Raw genomic sequence first — 26,216 nt, forward strand, 5'->3', positions numbered from 1 at the left:
CCAGTCGATGTTGGCTATAGAATTCCCCGGTGACCTGTCACCGGGGAATCCAGGATCTGTGCTCCTAGCGGATCACAGCGAGGGAGCCTGGACCCACCGTGATGTCGGAGGATACGTCGCCGTAGGTGAGAAGGAGCTCACCGGCCGGGACGCTGACGGCCTCATCGGACAGGTTGATGACGAGGCGGGACGAATGCCGGTGGAGGACGAGCTGACGCTCGCCGAGGCTCTCCAGGCGCGTTGCTGCCCTGTCGGGGGAGGCGAAGGACGGTTCACCCTTGCGGATCTGGATGAGGTGTTTGACGAACTCGAGGACGGGCCCGTTCTCTGCCTTCTCTGCCCAGTCGAGCTTCGAGCCCGTGAACGTCTCGAGAGCCTGCGGGTCGGGAACGTGGAAGTCCTCCCCGTAGATGTCTTCCCAGCCGTGAGTGGCGAACTCGTTGAGCCTGCCCTGCGAGACGAGCGGGCCAAGCTCGTCGTTGTGGTCCGTGAAGAAGGCGAACGGGGACGTCGAGTTCCATTCCTGCCCTTGGAAGATCATCGGGGTGAAGGGGGAGAGGAGGACGAGCGCGAGAGAGGACAGAGACTCGACCTCGGTTAAGCGCGGGCGATCTCCGACCGCACGGTTGCCCACCTGGTCGTGGTTCTGGTCGTAGACGACGAAGGCGTGACCGTCGATCGAAGCAGGGACCTCATGTCCCCAGGAAGATCCTCGGAACGTCGAGTGGGTCCCGTCGTGATAGAAGGCGCCGCGGTAGACCTTCTCGAGAGCCCCCTCATCATCGAAGTCCGCATAGTAGCCGTGCGTCTCTCCCGTGAAGTAGCTGTGGAGGGCGTGGTGGACGTCGTCCGCCCACTGCATGTCCATACCCCAACCGCCCTCGTCGACGGGGGTGATGACGGCAGGATCGTTGAGATCCGACTCGGCGATCAGGCGGAGGGGACGGCCCAGTTCACCAGCCAGCGCCTGCGTCTGATTCGCAAGCTCGGCAAGAATGTGGATGGGGGAGTCGTCCATGATCGCGTGGACGGCATCGAGCCGGAGAGCATCGATGTGGAAGTCAGTGAACCAGCGCCGTGCCGACGCGAGGATATGCTCCCGGACGCCCTCGCTCCCGTCGTCGTCGACGTTGATTGCCGACCCCCACGGTGTGTCGTGCTTGTCGGTGAAGTAGGGACCGAATTCGGCAAGATAGTTGCCGTCCGGGCCCAGATGGTTGTAGACCACGTCGAGGCATACGCCGAGCTCGCGCGCATGGCAGGCGTTGACGAACTCCGCCAGGCCGGCAGGCCCCCCATAGACGTCGTGGACGGCTGTCCAGCTCACGCCGTCATAGCCCCAGCCCCGATCACCCGGGAAGGGAGCGATGGGGAGGAGCTCGATGATGTCGACGCCGAGCTCGACCAGGTGGTCGAGGTGCTCGATCGCGGCATGGAAGGTGCCGTCCGGCGTGAACGTCCCCACGTGCATCTCATACAGCACCGCGCCCCGAGCATCGACACCCTCATAGCCGTGATCCGTCCACGCCAGAGTCGACGTGTCGAAGACACGGGAAGGCCCGTGCACACCCCAGGGCTGCTCCGCGCTTACCGGATCGGGCCGGAGCGGCCCGCCATCGATCGAGAATCCGTACGCGGTGCCGTGCGGCAGCTCGGGAACATCCCACTCATCACCATCCCTCGTGAGGGGGATGCGTTCCATCGGCTTTCCCTCAGCCCAGTCGGTTCCCCCGACGAGCAGGTCCAGCGTTGTCGCTTTCGGTGCCCAGATTCTCACGCGTCTTCCTTTCTCAGGACGGCGGCGGGAAGCACCGCCAGCAGGTCTGTCAGCACAATGCTTCCGCCCTCGTACTCTTTGCCGGTCAGGATGTCGGTCCACGTGCCGTCCGGGAGGACGACCGTGTGGTCCCCGCCGGAGGTGATCCCCGTGTGGAGGCGTTCCGTGACGACCGCGACCTTCGGGTCACCCCCGAGAGTGCGAGCGAAGGCGAAGGCATGTCCGGTCGTGACAGGCAGCGGCTGGTAGCCGACGCCGGGCCCGACGAACACCTCAGGCATGTCTCGGCGCAGGCGGAGGATCCGGGAGACGAGCCACATCTTCTCCTCATCGAGGGACGCATGGCTGCCGCGGCCGTGCTCATCGAGCTTCTCGAGGAGATCGCCGAGCTCCCGATAGTTGACGGGCCTGCGATTGTCAGGATCGACGAGGGAGTTCTGGAGAACCTCTTCGCCCTGATAGTTGTCGGCCACACCGATGAGGGTGAGTTGGATGGTCTTCGCCGCGAGCAGCGCGGAGCGGAACGCGGGAGTGGTCAGGTCATAGAACTCCTGGATCTTCGCGATCAGACGCTCATCCGTGATGATGTATCGCGCGAACATGAACAGGGCCTGCTCGGCGTCCTCGTCCGGTTCCGTCCACGTCGTCCACATCTTCTGCTCGCGGGACGCCTTCTCCAGGTACTGGACGAGACGCTCATGACCGATGGGACCCTGATCGGTCCATGTGCCGAAGATCGTCTGCCAGAGCAGGTTCTCGATGCGGCCGTTGAGCCCTGCGGGTCTCTGACGTGACGCGATCTCGCGCAGCTCGTCGAGGAGCTCCTGCCATTCGGCTGCGAACTGGGAGAGGACGCCGATGCGGGCGCGGACGTCTTCCCCGCGCTTCGTGTCGTGGGTGGTGCCCGCCGCCATCGTCACCGGCCACGAGGGCATGGTGCGCTGGACCCAGTCGTGCATGTTGTCAGCCGAATAGGTCGGCATGGCGGCGTTGGACCCGACCTCGCAGGACGAGACGAGAAGAGTCCACCGATAGAAAGCGGTGTCTTCGATGCCTTTCGCCATGACGGGGCCGCAGGCCTGCTGGAAACGAATGATGAGCTCCGCGCGTTTCGCCTCGTGGGTTCTCCCCGCTGAGCCGATCTCGGCACCGAGAAGAAGCTCCACGACGATGTCGAGGGTTTCATGCCGGTCCTCCTGCAGGCGCTTCTTCGCACGGTCCGCCGCCTCGCGCAGGGCACGCTCCGCCTGGGGTGCGGGGCGCTCCCCGGGCACGACGTAGGCCCGATACCTGTCCATCTCCAAAATCAGGGCGACGAGGCATTCGCGCAGCGACCTGAACGTGTGGTCGCGCAGGCGCACGTCGGAGCGGCACAGGTCGGACAGGATCTGGGCGAGACGGTCCACCTCGGTGAAGAGGGACTCCGCAATGATCTGTTCCTTGCCCTCCATGATGATCCGCGCCAGGTCTCCTCCCGAGTCGCCCGTGATGTCCTCAAGGATGCTTCCGAGAGTGACAATGCCGGCCGGGTCTGTCTGGAGGGCCTGGATGCGCCACGCCGAGTCGTACCCGGTCGTCCCGGCAATCGGCCAGTCCCCGGGCAGCTCTTCGTCCCCGTCGAGGATCTTCTCCCCGGCGATCCATGCACCGTCCGTCGCATCGGACAGCTGACGGAAGTAGCCTCGCGGGTCGGCAAGACCGTCGGGATGGTCGATGCGGAAGCCGTCGATGTGTCCCGAGCGGAACAGCTTGAGCAGGAGCCGGTGCGTCTCCTCGAACACCTCGTCGCGCTCCACCCGGACGGCGGCGAGAGTATCGACGTCGAAGAACCGGCGATAGTTCAGCTCCTCGTTGGCGACCTTCCAGTAGGCGAGGCGGTAGAACTGGCGCTCGAGCAGGTCAGCGAGCGGAAGCGCTTCGGTGGCCTCGCGCACGGGGAAGATGTGATCGAAGTAGCGCAGCACATGCTGTTCGCCCTCGTCCTCGAAACCGGGAACGACGACCGTGTCGAGCGTGATCGTGCCCTCCGCGAGAGCGGTGCCGATCCTCGTGCCCAGGATCGGCATGAGAACACCCTCGCCGTCCTCCTCGATCTCGATATCGAACCAGTCCCGATATTCGGAATCCGGGCCCTCTTTGAGGACGGACCACAGTGCCTTGTTGAGATAGAGGGGAGTAGGCACCGCCATGTGGTTCGGGACGACATCGACGATCACTCCCATCCCCAGCTCGTGTGCTTCGTCGGCGAACCGCTTGAACGATCGCTCTCCGCCCATGACATCCGAGATCCTCGAATGGTCGACGACGTCGTATCCGTGCGTCGAGCCGGGCGCAGCCTGGAGGATCGGGGAGCAGTAGACGTCCGTCACGCCGAGACGAGACAGGTAGGGAAGAATCTTCCGTGCCTGCGAGAACGGCAGGTCCGGGCCGAGCTGGAGCCGGTAGGTGGAGACCGGCTGGCGCCTGCCCTCCCTCGGGGTGTGGGAATGATTGTGGCGATCAGGCATCGAGCTCGCCCTCCGTCTCCTCGCCGTGCTCCGTCACCGACGGGGCTGTCACTGCGTTGTCCTGCTTGGCTTCCGTGCCGTGCTCGTCGAGCTGGGCACGCTCCTCATCGCGCACCTCGGCAGGGCGGCGCAGGATGACGATCGATCGTCCCGTCACCGTATAGGTATCGCCGGGCCCGTAGACACGTTCCTCGACGACGGGGTTGGCCGTGTTGATCGCCTCATGCCACGTCAGTCCGTAGCTCTCGTTCGGGATCGTGAAGTCGATATCGGAGGCGTCGGCCGAGATGAGGACGAGGAGATCGTCATCTTCGACCTTCGCCCCGCGCTGGTCGGGTTCCGTGATCGCGGCCCCGTTGAGGTAGATCATGACGGACTTCGCGAACCACGTGTTCCAGTCCTCGTCCTCCATGCGTTCGCCGCTGGGAACCAGCCATTCGATCTCGCCCAACTCGGACTCGCCCCCGTGGCCGGAGTCTCCCGCGAAGAAGCGGCGCCGTCGCAGGACGGGATGGTCGTGGCGGAAGTTCACGATCGTCTTCGTGAACTCGAGGATCTCGGTCTGCTCCTCGGACAGGTCCCAATCCACCCAGGACAGTTCGTTGTCCTGGCAGTACGTGTTGTTGTTGCCCTGCTGTGTCCGCCCCAGCTCGTCCCCGTGCGAGATCATGGGCACGCCCTGCGAGATCAGGAGCGTGGTGAGGAAGTTGCGGATCTGGCGGATGCGGAGATCGCGCACCTCCGGGTTGTCCGTGGGGCCCTCTTCGCCGCAGTTCCACGACCGGTTGTGGGATTCGCCGTCGGCGCCGCCCTCCCCGTTCGCTTCGTTGCGCTTCTCGTTGTACGTCACGAGGTCCCTCATCGTGAAGCCGTCGTGGGCGGTCACGAAGTTGATGGAGGCCATGGGACGGCGGCCCGAATGCTCATACAGATCGGAAGAGCCGGTGAGGCGGGAGGCGAGCTCGGACAGGACGGACGGCTCTCCCCGCCAGAAGTCGCGGACCGTGTCGCGGTATTGCCCGTTCCATTCGGTCCACAGGGGCGGGAACCCGCCCACGTTGTAGCCGCCCTCGCCGACGTCCCAGGGTTCGGCGATGAGCTTGACCTGGGAGATCACGGGATCCTGCTGGATGATGTCGAAGAACGCGGACAGCCTGTCGACCGCGTGGAGCTCGCGGGCAAGCGTGGAGGCGAGATCGAACCTGAACCCGTCCACGTGCATCTCCGTCACCCAGTACCTCAGCGAATCCATGATCATCTGGAGCGAATGAGGGGAGGACATGCGCAGGGAGTTGCCTGTGCCCGTCGTATCGAAGTAGTGCTCCTCATCGCCCGGGACGAGGCGATAGTAGGAGGCGTTGTCGATGCCGCGGAACGACAGGGTGGGGCCCATGTGGTTGCCCTCGGCCGTGTGGTTGTAGACGACGTCGAGGATGACCTCGATGTTGGCCTCATGGTAGGCCTTCACCATCGCCTTGAACTCATCGACCTGTTCCCCGCGCGTCCCGTACGAGGCGTACGTGTTATGAGGGGCGAAGTAGCCGATCGTGTTGTAGCCCCAATAGTTCGACAGTCCCTTGTCTTGAAGGTTGGTGTCGTTGACGAACTGGTGGACGGGCATGAGCTCGATCGCAGTCACACCCAGATCGACGAGATGCTCGATGACGGCAGGATGTGCGAGGCCGGAGTACGTGCCCTTCATATCCTCCGGGACGTCCGGATGAAGCATGGTCATGCCCTTGACGTGGGCTTCGTAGATGACCGAGTTGTGGTATTCGTGGGCCGGGGGACGATCGTGGCCCCAGTCGAAGAACGGGTTGACGACGACAGACACCATCGTGTGCCCGAGAGAATCCTCCTCATTGCGCTGGGACGGATCGTCGAAAGAGTAGGAGAACACGGCCGACGAGTTCTCGACGTGACCGTCGATCGCTTTCGCGTACGGGTCGAGGAGCAGCTTCGACGGATCGCACCTGTGGCCGTTCGGCGGATCATATGGCCCGTGCACACGGTAGCCGTACAGCTGGCCGGGGCGGATTCCCGGGACGTACGCATGCCACACGTAGGCATCGACCTCGGTCAGTTCGAGGCGCTGTTCGTTCTTGTCGTCGTCCAACAGACACAGTTCGACGCGTTCAGCGACGGATGAGTAGATAGCGAAATTGGTACCCGAGCCGTCATACGTGGCTCCAAGGGGGTACGGATGTCCAGGCCAAATTTCCATGGTCCTAGAATGTCATGAACGGGCAGGCGGTGCCGACTTGTTGTGTTCTCGGCGTAGCGCCGGTGCCATCTCCCCAGGTGAGAAGGCGGCGGGAAGACGGCTGTCGCCCTCCCGCCGCACGTTCTCAGGACTGCGCCATGATCTCCTGGGCGACCTCCAGGTGATCCATGACTGCTGCTCCCCGCCGCTTCTTCCCGAACGTCTGCAGGATCGCATCCTCCAGTTCCCGCTCGGTCAGCTCGGGATGGCGGGTTCGGATGAAAAGCCCGGCATTGGCGATCTCGACGGGGCTGATCTGGAGGAAATGCCGGCCTGCCTCGTTGTCGTTGGGACGGAATTCCGACCAGCTGTTCGGATCGATCTCTCTCGGCCACACGAACCTGTCCTCATCGATGTAGAGGCCGGCTTTATGGACCTGGTGGGCGATCTGCCTCTGCCTCTTGACCGTCAGCCTCTTCATCCCGAACGAGTATCCCGTCAGGCGCGTCAGCCTATTCATGTGGATCGGTCCCTCGAACGTGACGATCTCGGTCGCGACAGACCTCACCTGCTGGTAGGCGCGCCGCGTGCGCAGGTTGTCGAGGACATCGCTGTGACCGACGGGCACCACCGTCCACGGCTCGTAGATGGCGCGCGTCGCACCGAGGATCTGCGACTCGTGGCCGGGTGCTCGATGGAGCACATCCTCGCTCGGAGTGACGGGCCCGTCCTCCAGTTCCTCGTCCTCGTCTCCCGTATCGAGCGCTGGAAGCGCGGCATCCTCCGCTGCCTCGGAGACGGAGACTCCCTCCTCCGCTGCGAGTGCCTGCAGCGCCTCGCGGCGCAGGCTCTCCACCTCGGCGGCGCCGTCATGATCGCGGAAGAATTTGAGCAGCTCGACCGCGTCGTCGCTCGCGCGGAACGCGTCACCGACCGAGAGCTCGCCGTTGTGCGCGCTGACGTTCCGGATGATGCGGAGCTTGCTTCCGGTGGTGCTCACGAATCGTGCCGTGTCATCGAAGGGGTACCCGAGCGTGCCCAGCCGTTCCGTCAGCATCCGAAGCTGCGCGTGCAGGTCGTTTGTCTCGCACCGGAACGTCCGAGCATAGTTCCGCTGATCATCGAGAGCATCGAGAGCATCGAGGACCGCCGTCCACGGAAGCCCATTCAGGTGCGGAGCCAGGCGCCTGGCGATGATGGGATCGAGGCGCCGTGAGAGATGATCGAGCGTGGCCTTGACGGACAGGCTGGGGTTGAAGCTCATATGTTGTCCGTGGATCACGGGCACCTTTGCCTGTGACTGGTCCCCCTCAGGATAGGTGGAGGGCCGGACACTCTTTGGGGGCGATACGTCAGTCGTGTGAATGGGCGACGATGTCACTTTCGCGGATGACATGCTCGTGATCGTGCTCGTCATCCCTCCCGGGGGCGTGGGCGTGGAGGTGGGAGTGGAGAACCTCCACCTCGTGGGTGTGCCTCATCGCGCCGTGGGAGTGCTCGAGGATCGCGGTGTGGGTGTGCGAGTGGGAATGCTGGACGCCGACCGTGTCGGTGACAAGGAAGTAGGTTGCGCCGACCATGAGGATCATCCCGATCCATAGGCCGGACTCGGGGGCCTGCCGGAAGATGACGAGAGACAGCACGACGCCGATGAAGGGAGACACCGCATAGAAGGCGCTCGTCTTCGCGGCGCCGAGATCGCGTTGCGCCGCGATGTAGAGGGTGATGCTCAATCCGTACGAGACGAACCCGAGGAGAGCGACGGGGATGACCATGGGGGAGACCGCGACCGAACCCGTGGCAGCCAGTCCCACGAGGAGGGCGCCCAGTCCCGAGCCGAAGCCCTTGACGATGACGAGATTCGTACTCGAATAGTGGGAGAGCCTGCGCGTGCAGTTGTTCTCCAGACCCCAACACGCTGCAGCGGCAAGGACGAGGATCGAACCGGTCGAGAACGACAGGGAGCCCGCGTCGAAACTGAGCGCCGCCGACGCTGCGAGGATCAGGCCGATGGCGATCCACAGCCGCCGGCTGATCGCCTCCCCGAAGACGACGAGAGCGATCATCGCGGTCGCAACGATTTCGGCATTGTTGAGCAGGGAAGCGTTCGCTGGATGTGAGCGCTGCAGCCCGAAGAGGAGAAGGAGCGGTGCGGCGATGTCGAGGACGACCATGGCGACGAGGAACGGTAGGTCGGGGGCCGACACTCTCTGTCTTGCGCGGGAGCCGCCGCTGACCGCACGGACCACCATCATCCCCGCGCCCGCGCCCAGGTAGAGGAACGCCGAGATCGTGTAGGGGTCAAGGTGGGAAAGGAGCACCGCCGAGACCGGGATGCTGATCGCATAGAGCGCCGCGGCTGCGAGCGCAAAGATCTGGGCGCGCCGCATGCTCTACGCGGCTTCGTCTTCCGCGAGAACCTTCTGGACGCGCTGACGTGCCAGCGTCTGGGGATTCTCCCGGTAGCGGAGGATGACGATGAGCATGACGGTGCCGACGATGCTCGACACCGTATTGGCGATGATGAGGGGCGCGGAACCGCTCGCGATCCCATACGAGAACCAGAGCAGGTAGCCGATGACGAGGATGATCATCCAGACGAGGGACACGCTCGAGGAATCCTTCGTGCGAATCATGAGACGGATCTGCAGGATCGGCGCGAGCGCCATGACAAGACCCCACACGGTCGTGGCAACCGTGAGAAAAGACAACATAGTGAGACTCCTTCGAGAACCGAATGTAGGCTGGTTCTTCCCGGCATACGTCCGCGAGAGCCTCAGCCACGGGACGGGCTCCTTCGCAAACCATCAATCGATTCCTATCGTATCTTGACAGGGCCGCGACATGGTGGTGTGTCTGCCCACAGCGCCTGAGGCGGCCCCGCTATTCGATGCCGAAGTCGAAAGAGTTCGTGCGGTGGCCGAAACGGTCCCTCAAGAAGTTCCCCGTGGTCGACAGATCTGCCGAGGTGCTGCCGTGGCGTGCCTTGTAAAGAGAGTCGGCTTGCCCGTCGAGTAGCCGGAGCTGCTCGATCAGCTCCTCATCGGGTGTCCGTCCGTTCGGGAGTGGGGTACCCACGAGATCGGCAGGTATGGCCAGATAGTTGCGCAGAACCGTCGGCAGGTAGTCACGGACGATCGCATTCAGTTCGTACTCGAATCGGGCGTCCGGAACGGTGCGGTGGGCTTCGGCGTCGACGATGCTGTCGAGTGTCTGGCAGAGCTCGAGGATCGTCACGTAGGCGTCTCCCGGCAGACGATGCTTATTCTGCTTCGCTCGTGACACCACCCAGGTGAGAGCCGAACCGAGGTCGCGAGCGGTGTCGGTGGCCTGAACGGGAGGCTGGGCCGACACGGGAGGCTGGGCTGGGACCGGCGTCGTCACTGTCGGCGTCACGTACCGGATCGGCTGGGGAGGCGTGACCACCGGGCGGACCACGGGGCGCCTGTGGCTGGTCAACCACAGGTGGCGGTACTGGTAGGACCTGATTCCCGCTGCCGCCATCGAACCCAGGCCGATAAAGGCGGCCGCCGTTCCGAGGACCTGCAGGGTCGGCAGGCTGACGGCGACGAGGAACACTCCGGCATAGAGCGCGCCCTCAGCCATGATCTTGCGATCCTTGGCAACGACTCCGACGAAGAGGAAAGAGAACGCGGACAGCGGCCACAGGAACACTGCGGCCATGGCCTTGAGCCCGGTCTTGAGGGACGCCATCATCGCGGCGCCCTCCGATCTGTCGCCACGTCCGTGGCGTGGCTCCTCTCGAGCTGCGAACGGGAACGATTGACCTGATCCTCGAGCGTGGCAGTCGTGATCTTCATCGACTTCGTCGCCTCGACCTTGAACCGGTCGATCTCGTCGAGGGCCTGGAAGACGTTGTCGAAGGCCTGCTGAAGCTTCGCGGGATCGATCGTCGCCTTCGCCGCCATCTCATGCAGGGCGGTCCCCTGGGTGCGCAGCATCTCGGACGTCGACACGATGATGTTCGATGTCGTCGAGTTGAGCGCCTCGATCTGGGAGAGCACGATCTTCTGCTGCGCGAGAGCCTGCGCGACGATCACGGCGACACGGAGGGCCGACAGGGTCGTATCGAGGGCGCGATCCACGCCCTTGATGAGTTCGGCATTGTTCTTCTTCACCACGTCGAGCGCCAGGTAGGCCTGGACTGACACGGCGAGCTGAGTCATGAGGTCCTGGTGGCGCTGGCGAACATAGAACAGGGCTTCCGTCTCCAGCGTCGTCGCCTCGTCCGTCTTCCCGCTCCGGCGCAGATCGTCGATGCGTCGCTCCATGTCCGTTCCGAGATGACCGGCGAGAACCGCATAGTTCGCGAGATAGCCCATCGATTCCCACAGGGCGTCGCGCTCCGTCTGGATCTCGGCATTGTCATGGCGCAGCTCGTCCTGCCCACCCTTGAGGGACTTCGTGATCGCATCGAGGTGGGACTGTGCTGACTCGTACTTCAAGAAATAGCGTTCGACCGAGTTCCCGCCAGGCAGGAACTTCAAGATCCTTTTCGCTCCCGTCAGGTCGTGGCGCTGCGGGTCGAGATCCGTGACGATCTGGCGCAGCTCCTCGATCGTGTTGCCGGTGCGGGACGCCGGGTCGTTGCCCGATGAGCCGAAGGCTGCCGGCCGGCTGAGCATGCGCGAGGCGGAGGCGGATGCCTGGCTCATCGTGCCCTCACCGAGCCTGGTGAGCTGATCCAGCTTCGCCTGGAAGTCGGGGCTCTGCAGATCAGTCGACAGCAGGTCGTCGACGAACCGCTGTGCCGTATCCGCATGCTTGGCCTGTGCGTCGGCGTCGACAAGGATCAACCCGCCGACCTTCTCGGGCTGATGGACGGCGACATCGGTGACGGGCGCGGGAGCCTCCAGCACGAAGGGCCGCTCCGCAGCCGAGTTCGGTTCACCAAGGTCCAGGGGATTCGACATGCCGTCATTCCTTCCGTTCGAGCAAGATAACTCATTTTCTCATTGTTTATCACGCACGGAGGACGCTTTGATGGTCGAGATCGTGGCCGGCGACAGAAGCAAGCGTGTAAGCGCGGCGCTCGGATCCGGAACGTTCTCGTATTCCATATGTCCCACCCGCGTCCTCATGTCCCACGCGCGTCCGCGCCGCGCCGAAGGAAAACCCCGACTCGCCAGGGCGAATCGGGGTGATGGTGGGCGATACTGGGTTCGAACCAGTGACCTCCTCGGTGTGAACGAGGCGCTCTACCACTGAGCTAATCGCCCGAGGCCCGCTGTGGGCCGCGACTTGTAGGATAACGAATTCTTCTCTCGTTAACCAAACCAGAATCGGCTAAAGTGGGGAACTGGAGGGTGACGCTTGCTACACCCCGCCAGTTGGACATTGGCACGGCGCTCTGGCTATATTTATTGAGCACCGCCGGGAAGCCGGAAGGTAACGCGGACGTAGCTCAGCTGGTAGAGCACCACCTTGCCAAGGTGGGGGTCGCGGGTTCGAATCCCGTCGTCCGCTCCGGGAAGCCTGTGAAGGCTTCACACGGTGGGTTGGCCGAGAGGCGAGGCAACGGCCTGCAAAGCCGTGTACACGGGTTCGAATCCCGTACCCACCTCGCAAGCGAGGGCGATTGGCGCAGCGGTAGCGCGCTTCCCTGACACGGAAGAGGTCACTGGTTCGATCCCAGTATCGCCCACCAGGCAGGCCCCGAGAGAAATCTCGGGGCCTGATCTTTTTATGCCGGAGGGTTGTTCCGGCACTCCCGTTACAACAAGTGTTTCGCGTAGGCGCGATTGAGAATCCACCTGTTGACGTCCTGGATGACCTCGTCGCGGGCGTACTCGTTGAAGATCTCGTGGAAGAGATTCCCGTAGATCTTCAGCTGGCGGTCCTCCGAGGAGATGTTCTCGAACATCGTCATGGAGTCTCGCGGTGACACGAGTGAGTCCTTCTCGCCATGGAGGAGGAGGATCGGCTCGCGATAGGATCCGATGTTCTCTGCGATGTGGGCGAGACCGTCTCTGATCGCATAGCACAGGCCCACCGTGAACGTCGTCGAGTTGTGATCGTCGGCAGCGTAGGCATCCTTGACTGCTTTGACGGAACAGACTCCGTCTCCGAGCTCGTTGGGGAGCCTTGTGTGCGGATCCTGCCCGCTCGGCATGTTCGCGAAGAAGCGGAGATGATCGTAGACGACGGCGCCGGAGGTGACGACGCCGTCGACCCGTCCGGGATACTTCAGGCCGTGCCCGGCGACAGCATATCCGCCCATCGAGTGTCCGATGAGGAAGATCGGCAGGTCCGGGTTCTGCTCGATCGCGAGATCGAGCACGGCGTTCGTGTCGTCGATCGGCTCATCCCACGACGCGAAGTAGGTGCGTTCGCCCTCCGAGCGGCCGTGGCCGCGGTGGTCGAAGCGGTAGACACCGATTCCGGTGTCATTGAGGGCCCTGACCATGTCGTCATAGCGGCCCTGGTGTTCGCACAGGCCGTGGACGATGAGGACGATCGCCTTCGGCATGTCGGGGATATCCCGGCGCACGAAGAGCTTCGTCCCATCGAACGACGGGTGCATTCGTTCTGGCATGTGATTCTCCTTTGAATCGCGTGGGCGGGCGCCTGAATCGCGTGGGCGGGCGCCCTATTCGTCGAGCGTCGACAGGTCGCCTTCGTCCTGTCCCAATGCTCGTGCCCGAAGGACGCGCCGCATGATCTTGCCCGAACGCGTCTTCGGGAGCTTGTCGACGAACTCGATGTCGTCCGGTTTGGCGATGGGGGAGAGGTGCTGGGCGATGTGGGCCCGCAGCTCCTCGATGAGGTCGCGATCCCCGCTGTATCCCTGATTGAGGACGACGTAGGAGTGGATCGCGTTGCCCTTCACCTCGTGGGGGATGCCGATGGCAGCGGATTCGGAGACGGCGCGATGGGAGTTCGTCGCAGCTTCGACCTCGGCCGTGCCCAACCGGTGCCCCGACACCTTGATGACGTCGTCGGTGCGGCCGATGATCCAGAAATAGCCGTCCTCGTCACGCTTGGCGGAATCCCCGGTCATGTAGCGTCCCGGATAGGTCGACCAGTAGGTGTCGATGAACCGCTGATCGTCCTTGTAGAGGGTGCGTGCCATCGCAGGCCACGGGTTCTTCAGCGTGAGGAAGCCCTCCGTGCCGTCCGGGACAGGATCGCCGTGCTCGTCGACGATCTCCGCGTCCTGGCCGAAGACTGGCATGCCCGCAGAGCCGGGCTTCTGCGGCATGGCAGGGACGCCCGTGATCTGGAACATGCCGGTCTCGGTCTGCCACCACGTGTCCATGATCGGCGCCTTCCCGCCGCCGACGACGTCGTAGAACCATTCCCATGCCGCCGGGTTGATGGGTTCGCCGACAGAGCCGAGCAGTCGCAGGGACGACAGGTCGTGCCGGTTCACCCACGCATCGCCGAACCGCATGAGGGAGCGGATCGCGGTGGGTGCCGTATAGAACGTGGTGATGCCGTAGTGCTCGATGAGCTCCCACCAGCGGTCCGGATGAGGGTAGGTGGGGCCGCCCTCGTACATGAACGTTGTCGCGCCCGTCAGGAGGGGACCGTAGACGACGTAGGAGTGGCCTGTCACCCAGCCAGCATCGGCCGTGCACCAGAACCTGTCCTCTTCGCGAATGTCGAAGGTGTGCTTGAGGGTCGTGTAGGTTCCCACCATGTATCCGCCATGCGTGTGGAGGATCGCCTTCGGCTTCCCGGTCGAGCCGGACGTGTAGAGGATGTAGAGGGGATGCTCGGAGTCGAGTTGGACCGTCTCGCAGGCCCCGCGGGCGATGGGGAGGGATTCAAGATCGTGATACCAGTGGTCCCGAGTATTGTCCATGTGCACCTCGGAGCCGGTGCGGCGGACGACGATGACGTTCTCGACGGTGGGGGAGAACCGCACCGCCTCATCGACGATGTCTTTGAGGGGGAACACGTTGCCGTTGATCCACGATCCGTCGGCCGTGATGACGAGCTTCGACTCCGAGTCGTCGATCCGGGACGACAGAGCATCTGCTGAGAATCCGGCGAAGACGACCGAGTGGACGGCCCCGAGCTTCGCACAGGCCAGCATGGCGAAGACCACTTCGGGGATGCGGGGGAGATAGATCGTCACCCGATCGCCCTTCTGCACTCCCATCGCCTTGAGGATGTTCGCCATCTTGACGACTTCCCGGTTGAGTGAGAAGTAGGAGAACGTCCTCGTCTCCCTGTTGTCTTCCGAACGCCACAGCAGGGCAAGCTTGTTCTTCCTGGGCCCAGAGATATGACGGTCGACAGCATTGGTGACGATGTTTGTCTCCCCGCCGACGAACCATTTGAAGAACGGCTTGTTCGAGTCGTCGATGACTCGGTCCCACGGCTTGGACCAGACGAGCTCCGATGCTCGCTCCGCCCAATATCCCTCGAGATCGTGTGCCGCATGATCGTGCAGCGCTTCCCAGTTCTCTGCCCACGATCCTGTTGAAGATTCGGGTGAGGGCTCGTAGATTTCGCGTTCGTTCGACATTGAACTCCCTTCGTTGTTGGGCTCTACAATGCCAGATCATGTGACCGATGTCTCCACATCGAGCAATTATTTCTCGGCCGTCGGACAAACCGTGCCACTCCTCGCAAAACGGACAGCCGAGGAGTGTGGCGGCACCCGCCACGAACTGGTGAGGACAGGGCACGGGCGGAGGCGTGGCCGCGGGGTGTGGCGCTCACGCGAAGCCCATCCCCCGGGCATGGGTATGATGATGACCGTGCGTACCGCCGTATGTGCGCACACAATCGAATGGAGAATAACCGTGCCCAAGCTCGTTATCGACGGCTCACCGGAACAGATCGACGAATCGACGTCAGGACTCGTCCGCTACCAGAAGCAGAGGACCATCGTTGCCCTGCGCATCGACGGAGAGTTGAAGGACCTCGACACGGACCTGGCCGCGCTGGCCGAGGGCACGGTCGTCGACGGTGTCGATGTCACGGAAGAGGACGGCCTGAACATTCTCCGCCACTCGGCCACCCACGTTCTCGCCCAGGCCGTGCAGCAGCTCAACCCGGACGTCAACCTCGGCATCGGCCCCTTCATCACCGACGGCTTCTACTACGACTTCGGGAACATCGATCCCGTGACGCCCGACGATCTCAAGGCGATCGAGAAGATCATGAAGCAGATCGTCAAGGAGGGACAGTCGTTCCGCCGCAGGGTCGTCACCGAGGAGGAGGCGCGCGCGGAGCTGGCCGATCAGCCCTACAAGCTCGAGCTTCTCGGCTTCGCCGACGCGGAGGACGCTGCCGAAGGCGCATCGATCGAGATCGGCGGCGCCGAGCTCACGATCTACGACAATGTGCGCAGGAACGGGGACGTCGCGTGGAAGGATCTGTGCCGCGGCCCCCACGTGCCGACGACGAAGGTTCTCGGCAACGGATTCGCCCTCACCCGAGCTTCCGCCGCCTACTGGCGTGGAGACCAGAGCAACGATGGCCTGCAGCGCGTGTACGGGACGGCATGGCCGACGAAGGATGAGCTCCTCGCCTACCAGAATCGCATCGCCGAAGCGCAGAAGCGCGATCACCGCAAGCTCGGCACCGAACTCGACCTGTTCTCGTTCCCCGACGAGATCGGATCGGGGCTGCCCGTCTTCCACCCCAAGGGTGAGATGGTGCGGATGGTCATGGAGGACTATTCGCGCAAGCGCCACCTCGAGGCAGACTATTCCTTCGTCCACACTCCCCACATCACGAAGAAGAACCTTTTCGAGACGTCGAAGCACCTCGATTGGTATGCGGATGGCATGTATCCGGCGATGCACATGGATGAGGAGCGCGACGCCGAGGGCAACGTGACGAAGCAGGGCCAGGACTACTACCTGAAGCCCATGAACTGCCCGATGCACAACCTGATCTATCGCTCGCGCGGGCGGTCCTACCGCGAACTGCCGCTGCGCCTGTTCGAGTTCGGCACCGTCTACCGCTACGAGAAGTCGGGCGTCGTGCACGGTCTCACCCGCTCGCGCGGCTTCACCCAGGACGATGCTCATATCTATACGACGCGGGAACAGATGAAGGATGAGCTCGCGAGCCTGCTCGGCTTCGTCCTCGACCTGCTGCGCGACTACGGGATGGACGACTTCTATCTCGAGCTCTCGACGCGCGATCCCGAGAAGTCTGTCGGCGATGAGGAGACGTGGGAGGAGGCGACCCGCACCCTCGCAGAGGTCGCGGCAGAATCCGGTCTCGAGCTCGTGGCAGACCCGGGCGGGGCCGCATTCTACGGCCCGAAGATCTCCGTCCAGGCGAAGGATGCGCTGGGTCGCACCTGGCAGCTGTCGACGATCCAGCTCGACTTCTTCGAGCCGGACCTGTTCGAGCTCGAATACACGGCCCCGGATGGAAGCCGTCAGCGTCCCGTCATGATCCACCGTGCGCTGTTCGGTTCGATCGAACGCTTCTTCGGTGTCCTCGTCGAGCATTACGGCGGAGCGTTCCCGGCCTGGCTCGCGCCAGTCCAGGTCACCTGCATCCCCGTCGCAGAGGCCTTCGAGGGCTACCTCGAGGGCGTGGCCGCGAAGCTTCGCGCCGAGGGCATCCGTGTCGAGATCGACCGGAGCGATGATCGTTTCGGGAAGAAGATCCGCAACGCCGCGAAGGAGAAGGTGCCCTTCGTCCTCATTGCAGGAGGGGAGGACGCCGAGAGCAATGCAGTGTCGTTCCGGTACCGTGACGGCTCCCAGAACAACGGCGTGCCGATCGATGAGGCGGTCGCGGAGATCGTCCGCCAGGTCCGCGATCGCGTCAACCAGTAAGGTCGCTCATGCTCAGTCGTTCAGGGCGGCCGCTCGGCCAGCTCCTCTTCGGTCCCATCGCACGTCTCTTCGTCCGTCTCGGCATCTCAGCCGATACGGTGACGATCGTCGGCACGATCGCGTCCTGCACGGTCGCTCTCTGGCTGATTCCCACCGATCACCTGACGGCGGCCGCCTGGACGACGTTCGCGGTGGTCGTCTTCGACAATCTGGACGGCCAGATCGCCCGCCTGACGGGAACGCAGTCGACGTGGGGTGCGTTCCTCGATTCGACGATGGACAGGTTCGCGGATGGTGCGATCTTCATCGCCGTCGCCATCTGGGCCATCTGGCACGCCGACGAGTCGATCGCGCACTGGATCGCCCTCGGCTCCATCGTCGCACTGCTCATGGGCGCGATCGTGCCCTACGCCCGGGCACGCGCCGAGTCCCTCGGGTACAGCGCGAACATCGGCATCGCCGAGCGTGCTGACCGGCTCGCCGTCATCCTGACCGCGACGTTCTTCGTCGGCATGGAGTGGGGGGACTGGTGGCTCCTGGTGGCCGTCTGGCTCCTCTCCGCGGCCGGTTTCGTCACGGTGATCCAGCGCATGGCGACCGTCTACCGGCAGGCCAAGGGCGAGGCTCTCTGATGGACTTCTACCGGCTGTTCACTCTTGCGCAGCGCTTCGTCGAGAAGGCTCCCGAGCCGCTGGGGCGGGCCGTCTTCGACGTGGCGGGCACGTGCGCCGCGCTGGCCAACGGCGGCGGTGTCAGGCAGCTGAAGAAGAACTATCGGCGCCTCGACCCTGACCTGTCCGGGATGAAGCTGCAGGCAGCCGCTGTGACGGGGATGCGCAACTATATGCGCTACTACTACGAGATGTTCGCAGCCCCCACGATCCCGCAGGAGAAGCTCTCCCACCGCGTTCGGCTCGTCCCCGACGATTATCTGAGGTCCGAGTTCGCGGGCGGACGGGCCGTGCCCGCGGCCCTCATGCACACGGGCAACTGGGACGTGGCCGGTGCCTGGTCCGAGAAGAATCTCGCCCACGTCGTGACGGTGGCAGAGAAGCTCGCAGACCCCCGCATGGCGCAGGGCTTTCTCGACTATCGCACCAGCTTGGGCATGACGATCTATCTTGCGGTGAAGAACGGGTCCGTGTTCGAGTCCCTCGTCCGCGAAGCATCCGAACCCGTTCTCTTGCCGCTCCTCGCGGACCGTGACCTCACGGCCTCGGGCGTGGAGGTCACCCTTCTCGGCCACCGCCTCCTCATCGCCCCCGGGCCGGCTCTCCTCGCGGTGCGGACGGGACGCCCGTTCGTACCGATCATGATGCGCCACGTCAAGGTGTCGGGCGAGGAGCGCTCCCGTGCCGGGACTCCCTGGATCAGCCATCTCGACGTGTTCGATCCGATCGTTCCCACGGTGGGTCCGGATGCGAGCAGGGCGGAGCAGAGCGCCGATGTGGCCCGCATGTGCCAGGAGTGGATGGATGCGGTGGGGCCGTGGCTGCGCGAGCACTACGTCCACTGGCACATGCTTCAGAAGGTCTATGTTGATGATGTGGACATGGACCGTGTGAGAGCGAAACGAGCGGAGACAGCGTGAAGATCGGTATCGCCTGCCCCTACTCTTGGGATGTTCCCGGCGGAGTGCAGTTCCATATCCGTGACCTCGCGGAGGAGCTGATCGGCCGCGGGCACTCCGTGTCCGTCATCGCACCCGCGGGTGAAGGGACGGACCTCCCGGACTTCGTCGTCCCCACGGGGGCCGCGATCCCGATTCCCTACAACGGTTCAGTTGCCAGGCTCGCGTTCGGGCCCCGCATGAACTGGCATGTGCGCAAATGGCTCGCCCACGGCGAATTCGATGTCCTCCACGTCCACGAGCCGTTCGTGCCGTCACTGGCGATGCTGGCGCTCATGAACGCTGAATGTCCCGTCGTCGCCACCTTCCATACGGCGATGGACCGCTCGAAGGCGCTGTCGACCGCCTCCCCGCTGCTGGTTCCCGTCCTCGAGAAGACACGCGCTCGTATCGCGGTCTCCGAGGAGGCTCGACGCACCGCCGTCGAACACCTGGGCGGGGATGCCTACGTGATCCCGAACGGTGTGAGCGTCAAGAACTTCCTCGTCTCGGACAAGGACGAACGGTTCACGGGAACGCCCGACAGTCCGACAATCGGGTTCCTCGGCCGCATCGACGAGCCGCGCAAGGGACTGCCGATCCTCGCGGAAGCCGTCGCACCGATACTCGCCGCCTACCCGAAGGCCAGGTTCTTCGTCGCGGGGCGGGGAGACAACTCTCGCGCCCTCGACATTCTCGGCGAGAACGCGAGTGCGGTGTCTTTCCTCGGGTCGGTGTCCGAAGAGGACAAGGCCGCCATGCTGTCCTCGGTCGACGTCTATGTCGCCCCCCAGACGGGCGGGGAGTCTTTCGGCATCGTCCTCATCGAGGCGATGAGTGCGGGCTCCTTCGTCGTGTCCTCCGACATTCCCGCCTTCCAGGCCGTGCTCGAGCACGGAGCGTACGGCGATCACTTCCGCAGCGAAGACCCGCAGGATCTGGCGCGTGTCATCGTGTCCGCTCTCGATGATCCCGACAGACGCGCAGCGGTGGTCCGGGAGGCGGGGAAGGCCGCGTGGCGGTACGACTGGTCGACAGTCGCGTCCCAGATCCTGTCCGTCTATTCCATCGCCGTCAAGACTGCCGGATATCGCATCGAAGGGTGGGGCCGATGATCTGGGAATCCTTGCTCGTCATCGTTGTCATCGCGGTCCTCATCGCAGGACTCGTCTGGATCGTCAACGCGCGCAGGCTCGACCGCCTCCATCGCACCGTCATCCAATCTCGCCTCTCCCTCAACGAGGCCCTCACCCAGCGCGCGAATGCGGCCACGGAGTTCGCGGCCTCGGGCGCTTTGGATGTGGCCAGTGCGATCCTCCTGGCGAACGCGGCGCAGCTTGCCCTGGCGGAGTCCCACCGTCCCGTGGCCGTTGACGGTCTCGAAGACGGTCCCGGACATCGCAGCCTCTCCCAGGGTGATCGAGCAACAGCCGAATCGAACCTGTCCCGGACGCTGCGCCTGGTCCTCGACGGCCTGGAACTCGAGGATCTGACGGAGGAGCAGAGGGCCGGTCACGAGGCCCTCGAGGAGAGTCGAGCCGCCGTGAAGCTGACGCGGCGGTTCCACAACGCGTTCGTCGACCAGGCGCGTCGCCTGCGATCGAACAGCATCGTCCGCCTGGCTCGGATGGCGGGGGGCGCTCCGCTGCCGCAACCGGTCGACATGGATGACGAGTAGGTCGATGGGGGCGATGCCGGGCGGGAACCGTCCGTGGATACCGGGCCCGAACCCGCGCCCGGTCGCGACCCACATGCCGTGGCGGCTGCCCAAGCGTCACTCGCGCGGTTTCATCATCATGGTGAGCGTCCTTGTCGTCCTCGGGGTGGCGGGCTTCCTCATCGTCTTGCCGCTGCTGACCGAATCGCAGGGTGCCCGTGCGGCCGCCTGGTCCGGGCTTCTCGCACTTGTCCCCGTCACGATCGTCACCGCCATCATCTGGTGGATCGACTCGTGGGAGCCCGAGCCCAGGTGGCTCATGGCAGCGATGTTCCTGTGGGGCGGGGGAGTGGCCGTCGCGATCTCCGCCTGGCTCAACACCGCATGGACGGAGTCCTTCTATCTCGTCACCGGCAACGCGGCGAAGGCCTCCGTGTGGGGCAGCATCGTGTCCGCCCCTCTCGTCGAGGAGGCTGCCAAAGGCCTCGGGGTGGTCTTCGTCTTCATCGCCTTCAAGAAGTACGTCAACGGCCCCCTGGACGGGATCTGCTACGGGGCGATGTCGGGGCTCGGCTTCGCCTTCACGGAGAACATCCTCTATTTCACCCGGTATTACGATGTCCTGTCGGATGTGGCTGTCGCCAGGTTCTCCTCACCCCTCCTCCATCCCCTCTGCACGGCCGTCATCGGCATGTTCCTCGGTTTCGCCGTCTACATGTCCTCCCGCTGGTGGGCGCTTCCCCTCCTCATCCCGGGCTTCCTCATCGCCGCCTCGATCCATTTCATGCACAACGGCTGGGCCACGATCGCGGCCTACGGGGACGGCTCCATGGCCTTCAACTACCTGGCCGTGCAGGTCCCGAGCTATATCGCGGCCGCGATCCTCATCGCCTGGTTCCGCCACGACGAGTCCCTCATCATCCGCGATCGCCTCCTCGAATATCAGCGGGCGGGCTGGTTCGCGCCGCACGAGGTGGAGATGCTCGGTTCGTTGGCGGGACGGAAGCAGGCGCGGGCATGGGCCGCCTCGCGCGGTCCCCTCGCGAAGGATGCGATGAGCCGTTTCCAGCACGAGGCCACACATCTCGCGCTCAACCGCCAGCGTGCCGCCCTGCGCACGATCTCGATACCGCAGGCGCAGCGGGACGAGGCGGAGACTCTCGCGACGATCGGGCAGGCGAGGGCGATCTTCATGGCGGGCGCCAGGTGAGCGAGGAGTGGACTCCCGGGGCCGATGGTCTCCTGGAGCGCAGTGCCGCCAGGATCGTCCTCCTCGACCCGGAGGGCCGTCTCTTCCTCATGAAGGGCCACGATCTCGAGGATCCCGATCATGCGTGGTGGTTCACGGTGGGCGGCGGGATCAACCCCGGGGAGGATCCCCGTGCCGGGGCGATACGGGAGCTGTTCGAGGAGACCGGTCTCGAGGTCGATCCTCGACGGCTGATCGGCCCCGTCCTCCAGCGCACCGCGCTCTTCCGCTTCACCTACGAGAACCGGCGCCAGTACGAACAGTTCTTCCTCCTCCATGTGAGCGCGGAGGAGGCGGCCGAGGCGGCCTCGTGGAACACGGCCGGCCTGACGGACCTCGAGAAGGACGTCCTCGACGGTGTCGCCTGGTGGCAGGTTGAGGAGATCGAGCGCGCCCAGGAGGCCGGAACCCACATCTATCCCCTCAGCATCGGGGCACTGGCCCGCCGCTGGCGCGGCGGCTGGGACGGGATCGTCCACACGGTCCGCGAGGAGTAGGGGAAACTCTCTGCCCGTGTCTGCAGCGGCTGCTCGCTCTCCCGGGACCCTGAGGCGCTACACTGGTGCCGTACTACCATCTGTTGACGAGGAGAACACACCCGTGTCGGGACATTCAAAGTGGGCAACGACCAAGCATAAGAAGGCGGCGCTTGACGCGAAGCGAGGCAAGCTGTTCGCCCGCCTGGTGAAGAATATCGAGGTGGCCGGGAGGACCGGTGGCCCCGACCCAGCGGGAAACCCGACCCTGTTCGATGCGGTGCAGAAGGCGAAGAAGAACTCTGTCCCTGCCGACAACATCGAGCGTGCGCTCAAGCGTGCCGCCGGTGAAGGCGAAGACGGCGTCCAGTACGAGTCGATCATGTACGAGGGCTATGCCGCCGGCGGCGTCGCCCTCCTCATCGAATGCTTGACGGACAACCGCAACCGTGCTGCCTCCGACGTGCGCGTGGCACTGACCCGCAACGGCGGCAGCCTGGCAGACCCGGGTTCCGTCTCCTACATGTTCCACCGCAAGGGTGTCGTCGAGGTCGCGAAGACAGACGGCGTCACCGAGGACGATATTCTCATGGCGGTTCTCGATGCTGGTGCGGAAGAGGTCAACGACGAGGGGGAGACGTACGAGATCCTCTCCGACCCGAAGGACGTCGTCGCCGTGCGCAGCGCCCTCCAGGAGAACGGCTACGACTACGATTCTGCCGAAGTGCAGTTCGTCCCGACCATGAAGGTCTCTGTCGACAAGGACGGAGCCCAGAAGGTTCTCAAGCTCATCGACGCACTCGAAGAGGTCGATGACATCCAGAACGTGTTCTCGAACCTGGATATCCCTGACGAGGTGGCTGCACAGCTCGACGAGGACTGATGTCTCTTCCAGCGCTCGCGCTGCTCGTCGCGGCCATCATCGCCGGCGGAACATCCCAACGAGTGTCGGGCATGGGCATGGGCCTCATCCTGGCCCCTGTCCTCTCCCTCATCCTCGGAGCCGCCGTCGGCGTCACCGTGACGAACGTGACGACGGTCTGCACGGCCCTCGTCATCGGCTTCGTCCTCCGCGCCGGCATCGACTGGAAGAAGTTCGCGATCATCGCGCCCTCAGCCCTCCTGGGGACCATCCCGGGAGGGCTCGTCGTGGCGTACATGGACGGGGCCTGGCTCTCCGTCCTCGTCGGAGCCCTCATCCTCCTCGCCCTCGCCATCACCCTGTGGGCCAATAGGCAGCAGCACCTGCCCCATCTCACCCACCCCGCCTGGATCATCCCCTTCGCCGCCGGGGGAGCCTTCATGAACGCCACCGCCGGCGTCGTCGCACCCGTCCTCATGATCTACGCGATCGCATCCCGGTGGGACCACCGGTCCTTCTCAGCCACCCTCCAACCCACCTTCGCCTGGATCGGCGGACTCTCCATCATCGTCAAGGTCTCCCTCGGCGCCACCCCCATCGACTCCCTCCCCGACTGGTGGGTGCTCCTCGTCATCCTTGCCGCTATCCCCACCTCCGTCCTTCTCGGCACACTCGTCTCCAGGCACGTGAGTACACAGACCGCGAAGAAGATCGCCCTTGCGGTGGCGACCCTCGGGGCCGTGTCCACCCTCCTGCGCGGCCTGATCGATGCGCTAGGTTAGTCACCGGAGGGACAATGCGAATCATCGGAATCGACCCGGGTCTCACCCGGTGCGGCATCGGCATCATCGACGCCGACGGGCCACGGCACGTCAGCTACGTCGACGTCGTCGTCGCACGATCACAGGCGGACATGGCGCCCCACAAGAGGCTCGAGATCATCGCGGACGCGATCGACACCATGATCGGGAAGCACAACCCCGACGTCATGGCAGTCGAACGCATGTTCGCGGAGGACAATGTCCGCTCCATCATCAGCACCGCTCAGGTTGCCGGAGTCGCCATGCTGGCAGCCTCCCGCTCGAACCTCCCTCTCGCCCTCCATTCACCCTCCGAGGTGAAGGCCGCCGTCACGGGAGACGGACGCGCCGAGAAGAAGGCCGTCCAGTTCATGGTCCAGCGGATCCTCCGCCTCTCGGAACTGCCCAGGCCCGCGGATGCGGCGGATGCTCTCGCTCTCGCCATCACCCACGCATGGCGCGGGGGCGCCATGTCGCCCACGGCGCAATCCGCCCAGCACGGCGGAGCGGCCCTGCCCAATCCGACGACACCCGGACTCACCTCCGCCCAGCGCGCCTGGGCAGAAGCCGAACGCAGCACCCGACTATCCGGCGTTGTCGCCGCGCAGTCGGCCGCCAAACGATTCCGCTGATAGTATGGAACAAATGTTCGGTACCGGGGAGGTTTCATGATCTCGCTCCTGAGGGGCACAGTTCTCGCCACATCGGCACAGCACGTCATCCTCGACGTCGGCGGTGTCGGCTTCACGATCTTCGCGACCCCTGCGACGATGGCGGAGCTCCGGATCGGCCACGAAGCCACCATCCCCACCTCGTTCATCGTCCGTGACGATGCCATGATGCTTTACGGCTTCGCGGACGACGACGAGCGAGACACCTTCAACATCCTCATCTCCCTCTCCGGGATCGGACCCAAGATCGCGCTCGCAGTGCTCTCCGTCCACACCCCCGATACTCTCCGCTCCATCGTCGAACGCGACGATGTGGCGGGTCTCGTCCAGGTTCCCGGTATCGGCCGCAAGGGCGCACAGCGGATCCTGCTCGAACTGGGGAACAAGCTGGGCCCTGCCCGCTCGCAGGTCGAGGCGGCCGCCCCGTCAACCGTGTCTGCGGATGTCATCACGGCCCTCGTCGGCCTCGGATGGAATGAGAGTGTCGCGGCCGATACGGTCGCGGCAGTCGAGGCGGATGCTGGGCCGCTGCCGGTCTCCCACATGCTGCGCCTGTCGCTGCAGAAGCTGGGAGGCAAGTAGATGGAAGAGGAAGACTTCTCGATCGTCGACACGGCGGCGCCGTCCACCGAGCGTGCAGCCGAGGCCGCTCTCCGGCCCCGCGTCCTCGACGAGTTCGTCGGGCAGGAGACCGTCCGCTCCCAGCTTTCCCTCGTCCTGCAGGCCGCTGTCGCTCGCGGCGCCACGCCCGACCACGTGCTCCTCTCGGGCCCGCCGGGCCTGGGCAAGACGACACTGGCGATGATCATCGCGGCGGAGGTCGGGGGAGCGCTGCGCCTCACGTCCGGTCCCGCGATCACCCATGCCGGTGATCTTGCCGCCGTGCTGTCCTCCCTCCAGGAGGGTGACGTGTTCTTCATCGACGAGATCCACCGTCTCGCCCGCCCGGCCGAAGAGATGCTGTATCTGGCGATGGAGGACTTCCGCGTCGACGTCATGGTGGGCAAGGGCCCGGGTGCGACGTCGATCCCGCTGCCGCTGCCGCCGTTCACCGTCGTGGGTGCGACGACGCGAGCCGGTCTCCTGCCGGCCCCGCTGCGGGACAGGTTCGGATTCACCGGCCACCTCGAGTTCTATTCCCCCGGGGAACTCGCCCAGGTCGTCACCCGCTCGGCGCGCCTGCTTGGCGTCGAGCTGACGGGTGATGCCGCGATCGAGCTCGCGAGCCGTTCGCGCGGCACCCCTCGCATCGCCAACCGGCTGCTGCGGCGCGTCCAGGACTGGGCGCAGGTCCACGGCACCGGCATCCTCGATCTCGCGGCCGCACAGGCCGCCCTCACGGTGTTCGAGGTGGATGATCGTGGCCTGGACAGGCTGGATCGCTCGGTCCTGGAACTTGTCTGTACGCGTTTCGGGGGCGGGCCTGTGGGATTGACCACCCTGGCGATCTCGGTCGGGGAGGAGCCGGAGACGGTCGAGTCGGTGGCGGAACCGTTCCTCGTCCGCGAGGGCCTGCTGGTTCGTACCCCTCGGGGGAGGGCCGCGACGAGGGCGGCCTATGAACATCTGGGTCTCACCCCGCCCGATGGGACTCTCTTCGATACGTAGGCGATCTGCCGTATACTCA

22 protein-coding genes and 4 tRNA genes are annotated in these 26,216 nt (G+C 64.6%); 15 read left to right on the forward strand and 11 right to left on the reverse strand.

Annotation, left to right across the window (positions count from 1 at the left end):
- Window positions 1-64: 64 nt before the first annotated feature.
- The 9 genes from treZ to H2O75_RS04920 all read right to left on the reverse strand — a co-directional run bounded on the left by treZ (window position 65) and on the right by H2O75_RS04920 (window position 11,727).
- Complete coding sequence (gene treZ, locus H2O75_RS04880; protein ID WP_259365316.1) at window positions 65-1,777, reverse strand: malto-oligosyltrehalose trehalohydrolase; 1,713 nt, start codon at window positions 1,775-1,777, stop codon at window positions 65-67.
- Window positions 1,774-4,284 carry a malto-oligosyltrehalose synthase gene (gene treY, locus H2O75_RS04885; RefSeq protein ID WP_182174425.1) on the reverse strand — a complete coding sequence of 837 codons (2,511 nt, stop codon included), beginning with the start codon at window positions 4,282-4,284 and terminating at the stop codon, window positions 1,774-1,776. The genes treZ and treY overlap by 4 nt, the downstream gene beginning before the upstream one ends.
- The gene (glgX, locus tag H2O75_RS04890; protein WP_182174426.1) at window positions 4,277-6,508 is read right to left on the reverse strand and encodes a glycogen debranching protein GlgX; all 2,232 of its coding nucleotides are present in this window, start codon (window positions 6,506-6,508) and stop codon (window positions 4,277-4,279) included. The genes treY and glgX overlap by 8 nt, the downstream gene beginning before the upstream one ends.
- A gap of 124 nt (window positions 6,509-6,632) precedes the next feature.
- Complete coding sequence (locus tag H2O75_RS04895) at window positions 6,633-7,751, reverse strand: Swt1 family HEPN domain-containing protein (protein WP_182174429.1); 1,119 nt, start codon at window positions 7,749-7,751, stop codon at window positions 6,633-6,635.
- An 88-nt stretch (window positions 7,752-7,839) separates the two neighbouring features.
- Window positions 7,840-8,877 (reverse strand): DMT family transporter, encoded by a 1,038-nt coding sequence (locus tag H2O75_RS04900; protein WP_182174432.1) that lies wholly within the window; start codon window positions 8,875-8,877, stop codon window positions 7,840-7,842.
- Window positions 8,878-8,880: 3 nt separating this feature from the next.
- Complete coding sequence (locus H2O75_RS04905) at window positions 8,881-9,201, reverse strand: SemiSWEET family sugar transporter (protein ID WP_182174435.1); 321 nt, start codon at window positions 9,199-9,201, stop codon at window positions 8,881-8,883.
- 169 nt (window positions 9,202-9,370) lie between these two features.
- On the reverse strand, window positions 9,371-10,204 hold the full coding sequence (locus tag H2O75_RS04910) for a hypothetical protein (protein ID WP_182174438.1): 834 nt from the start codon (window positions 10,202-10,204) through the stop codon (window positions 9,371-9,373).
- Window positions 10,201-11,421 carry a toxic anion resistance protein gene (locus tag H2O75_RS04915; protein WP_182174441.1) on the reverse strand — a complete coding sequence of 407 codons (1,221 nt, stop codon included), beginning with the start codon at window positions 11,419-11,421 and terminating at the stop codon, window positions 10,201-10,203. Before H2O75_RS04915 ends, H2O75_RS04910 begins: the two co-directional genes overlap by 4 nt.
- A gap of 231 nt (window positions 11,422-11,652) precedes the next feature.
- Window positions 11,653-11,727: transfer RNA gene (locus tag H2O75_RS04920), tRNA-Val, on the reverse strand.
- Window positions 11,728-11,901: 174 nt separating this feature from the next.
- Here H2O75_RS04920 and H2O75_RS04925 point away from each other — a divergent pair.
- The 3 genes from H2O75_RS04925 to H2O75_RS04935 all read left to right on the forward strand — a co-directional run bounded on the left by H2O75_RS04925 (window position 11,902) and on the right by H2O75_RS04935 (window position 12,155).
- Window positions 11,902-11,974: transfer RNA gene (locus H2O75_RS04925), tRNA-Gly, on the forward strand.
- A gap of 26 nt (window positions 11,975-12,000) precedes the next feature.
- Window positions 12,001-12,071: transfer RNA gene (locus H2O75_RS04930), tRNA-Cys, on the forward strand.
- Between the two features lie 9 nt (window positions 12,072-12,080).
- Window positions 12,081-12,155: transfer RNA gene (locus tag H2O75_RS04935), tRNA-Val, on the forward strand.
- 66 nt (window positions 12,156-12,221) lie between these two features.
- Here H2O75_RS04935 and H2O75_RS04940 read toward each other — a convergent pair.
- The gene (locus H2O75_RS04940; RefSeq protein WP_182174444.1) at window positions 12,222-13,043 is read right to left on the reverse strand and encodes an alpha/beta hydrolase; all 822 of its coding nucleotides are present in this window, start codon (window positions 13,041-13,043) and stop codon (window positions 12,222-12,224) included.
- 54 nt (window positions 13,044-13,097) lie between these two features.
- Window positions 13,098-14,984: an acetate--CoA ligase gene (gene acs, locus H2O75_RS04945; protein WP_182174447.1), complete on the reverse strand. Its 1,887-nt coding sequence runs from the start codon at window positions 14,982-14,984 to the stop codon at window positions 13,098-13,100.
- A 229-nt stretch (window positions 14,985-15,213) separates the two neighbouring features.
- Between acs and thrS the strand changes: the two genes are divergently transcribed.
- From thrS to ruvB, 12 genes are all read left to right on the forward strand, one after another.
- Window positions 15,214-17,265, forward strand: a complete 2,052-nt coding sequence (gene thrS / locus H2O75_RS04950) for a threonine--tRNA ligase (RefSeq protein WP_182174942.1) — start codon at window positions 15,214-15,216, stop codon at window positions 17,263-17,265.
- Window positions 17,266-17,273: 8 nt separating this feature from the next.
- The gene (pgsA, locus tag H2O75_RS04955) at window positions 17,274-17,897 is read left to right on the forward strand and encodes a phosphatidylinositol phosphate synthase (RefSeq protein WP_182174450.1); all 624 of its coding nucleotides are present in this window, start codon (window positions 17,274-17,276) and stop codon (window positions 17,895-17,897) included.
- Window positions 17,897-18,856 (forward strand): phosphatidylinositol mannoside acyltransferase, encoded by a 960-nt coding sequence (locus tag H2O75_RS04960; RefSeq protein WP_182174453.1) that lies wholly within the window; start codon window positions 17,897-17,899, stop codon window positions 18,854-18,856. Before pgsA ends, H2O75_RS04960 begins: the two co-directional genes overlap by 1 nt.
- Window positions 18,853-19,989 carry a glycosyltransferase family 4 protein gene (locus H2O75_RS04965; protein WP_182174456.1) on the forward strand — a complete coding sequence of 379 codons (1,137 nt, stop codon included), beginning with the start codon at window positions 18,853-18,855 and terminating at the stop codon, window positions 19,987-19,989. Before H2O75_RS04960 ends, H2O75_RS04965 begins: the two co-directional genes overlap by 4 nt.
- On the forward strand, window positions 19,986-20,552 hold the full coding sequence (locus H2O75_RS04970) for a hypothetical protein (protein WP_182174459.1): 567 nt from the start codon (window positions 19,986-19,988) through the stop codon (window positions 20,550-20,552). Before H2O75_RS04965 ends, H2O75_RS04970 begins: the two co-directional genes overlap by 4 nt.
- Window positions 20,542-21,741 carry a PrsW family intramembrane metalloprotease gene (locus H2O75_RS10915; protein ID WP_259365317.1) on the forward strand — a complete coding sequence of 400 codons (1,200 nt, stop codon included), beginning with the start codon at window positions 20,542-20,544 and terminating at the stop codon, window positions 21,739-21,741. Before H2O75_RS04970 ends, H2O75_RS10915 begins: the two co-directional genes overlap by 11 nt.
- Entirely contained in the window at window positions 21,738-22,277 is a 540-nt protein-coding gene (locus H2O75_RS04975) for an NUDIX hydrolase (protein ID WP_259365318.1), read from the forward strand. The genes H2O75_RS10915 and H2O75_RS04975 overlap by 4 nt, the downstream gene beginning before the upstream one ends.
- 103 nt (window positions 22,278-22,380) lie before the next feature.
- Window positions 22,381-23,139, forward strand: coding sequence for a YebC/PmpR family DNA-binding transcriptional regulator (locus H2O75_RS04980; RefSeq protein ID WP_182174465.1), 759 nt, complete (start codon window positions 22,381-22,383; stop codon window positions 23,137-23,139).
- Window positions 23,139-23,900, forward strand: coding sequence for a sulfite exporter TauE/SafE family protein (locus H2O75_RS04985; protein ID WP_182174469.1), 762 nt, complete (start codon window positions 23,139-23,141; stop codon window positions 23,898-23,900). Before H2O75_RS04980 ends, H2O75_RS04985 begins: the two co-directional genes overlap by 1 nt.
- 14 nt (window positions 23,901-23,914) lie before the next feature.
- Window positions 23,915-24,550 carry a crossover junction endodeoxyribonuclease RuvC gene (gene ruvC, locus H2O75_RS04990; protein ID WP_182174473.1) on the forward strand — a complete coding sequence of 212 codons (636 nt, stop codon included), beginning with the start codon at window positions 23,915-23,917 and terminating at the stop codon, window positions 24,548-24,550.
- A gap of 36 nt (window positions 24,551-24,586) precedes the next feature.
- Entirely contained in the window at window positions 24,587-25,171 is a 585-nt protein-coding gene (ruvA, locus tag H2O75_RS04995) for a Holliday junction branch migration protein RuvA (protein ID WP_182174476.1), read from the forward strand.
- Entirely contained in the window at window positions 25,172-26,197 is a 1,026-nt protein-coding gene (ruvB, locus tag H2O75_RS05000; RefSeq protein WP_182174479.1) for a Holliday junction branch migration DNA helicase RuvB, read from the forward strand.
- Window positions 26,198-26,216: the final 19 nt, after the last annotated feature.

This window comes from Flaviflexus equikiangi (assembly GCF_014069875.1).
GTDB lineage: Bacteria > Actinomycetota > Actinomycetes > Actinomycetales > Actinomycetaceae > Flaviflexus > Flaviflexus equikiangi.

What these genes read in the sequence shown, in the direction of transcription:
- H2O75_RS04905 (WP_182174435.1), bottom strand. Translation starts at nt 9,201, where the DNA reads ATGTTGTCTTTTCTCACGGTTGCCACGACCGTGTGGGGTCTTGTCATG.
- glgX (WP_182174426.1), bottom strand. Translation starts at nt 6,508, where the DNA reads ATGGAAATTTGGCCTGGACATCCGTACCCCCTTGGAGCCACGTATGAC.
- ruvC (WP_182174473.1), top strand. Translation starts at nt 23,915, where the DNA reads ATGCGAATCATCGGAATCGACCCGGGTCTCACCCGGTGCGGCATCGGC.
- H2O75_RS04895 (WP_182174429.1), bottom strand. Translation starts at nt 7,751, where the DNA reads ATGAGCTTCAACCCCAGCCTGTCCGTCAAGGCCACGCTCGATCATCTC.
- H2O75_RS04960 (WP_182174453.1), top strand. Translation starts at nt 17,897, where the DNA reads ATGGACTTCTACCGGCTGTTCACTCTTGCGCAGCGCTTCGTCGAGAAG.
- H2O75_RS04915 (WP_182174441.1), bottom strand. Translation starts at nt 11,421, where the DNA reads ATGTCGAATCCCCTGGACCTTGGTGAACCGAACTCGGCTGCGGAGCGG.
- H2O75_RS04910 (WP_182174438.1), bottom strand. Translation starts at nt 10,204, where the DNA reads ATGATGGCGTCCCTCAAGACCGGGCTCAAGGCCATGGCCGCAGTGTTC.
- H2O75_RS04900 (WP_182174432.1), bottom strand. Translation starts at nt 8,877, where the DNA reads ATGCGGCGCGCCCAGATCTTTGCGCTCGCAGCCGCGGCGCTCTATGCG.
- H2O75_RS04970 (WP_182174459.1), top strand. Translation starts at nt 19,986, where the DNA reads ATGATCTGGGAATCCTTGCTCGTCATCGTTGTCATCGCGGTCCTCATC.
- H2O75_RS04985 (WP_182174469.1), top strand. Translation starts at nt 23,139, where the DNA reads ATGTCTCTTCCAGCGCTCGCGCTGCTCGTCGCGGCCATCATCGCCGGC.
- ruvA (WP_182174476.1), top strand. Translation starts at nt 24,587, where the DNA reads ATGATCTCGCTCCTGAGGGGCACAGTTCTCGCCACATCGGCACAGCAC.
- ruvB (WP_182174479.1), top strand. Translation starts at nt 25,172, where the DNA reads ATGGAAGAGGAAGACTTCTCGATCGTCGACACGGCGGCGCCGTCCACC.
- acs (WP_182174447.1), bottom strand. Translation starts at nt 14,984, where the DNA reads ATGTCGAACGAACGCGAAATCTACGAGCCCTCACCCGAATCTTCAACA.
- thrS (WP_182174942.1), top strand. Translation starts at nt 15,214, where the DNA reads ATGACCGTGCGTACCGCCGTATGTGCGCACACAATCGAATGGAGAATA.
- pgsA (WP_182174450.1), top strand. Translation starts at nt 17,274, where the DNA reads ATGCTCAGTCGTTCAGGGCGGCCGCTCGGCCAGCTCCTCTTCGGTCCC.
- treY (WP_182174425.1), bottom strand. Translation starts at nt 4,284, where the DNA reads ATGCCTGATCGCCACAATCATTCCCACACCCCGAGGGAGGGCAGGCGC.
- H2O75_RS10915 (WP_259365317.1), top strand. Translation starts at nt 20,542, where the DNA reads ATGACGAGTAGGTCGATGGGGGCGATGCCGGGCGGGAACCGTCCGTGG.
- H2O75_RS04940 (WP_182174444.1), bottom strand. Translation starts at nt 13,043, where the DNA reads ATGCCAGAACGAATGCACCCGTCGTTCGATGGGACGAAGCTCTTCGTG.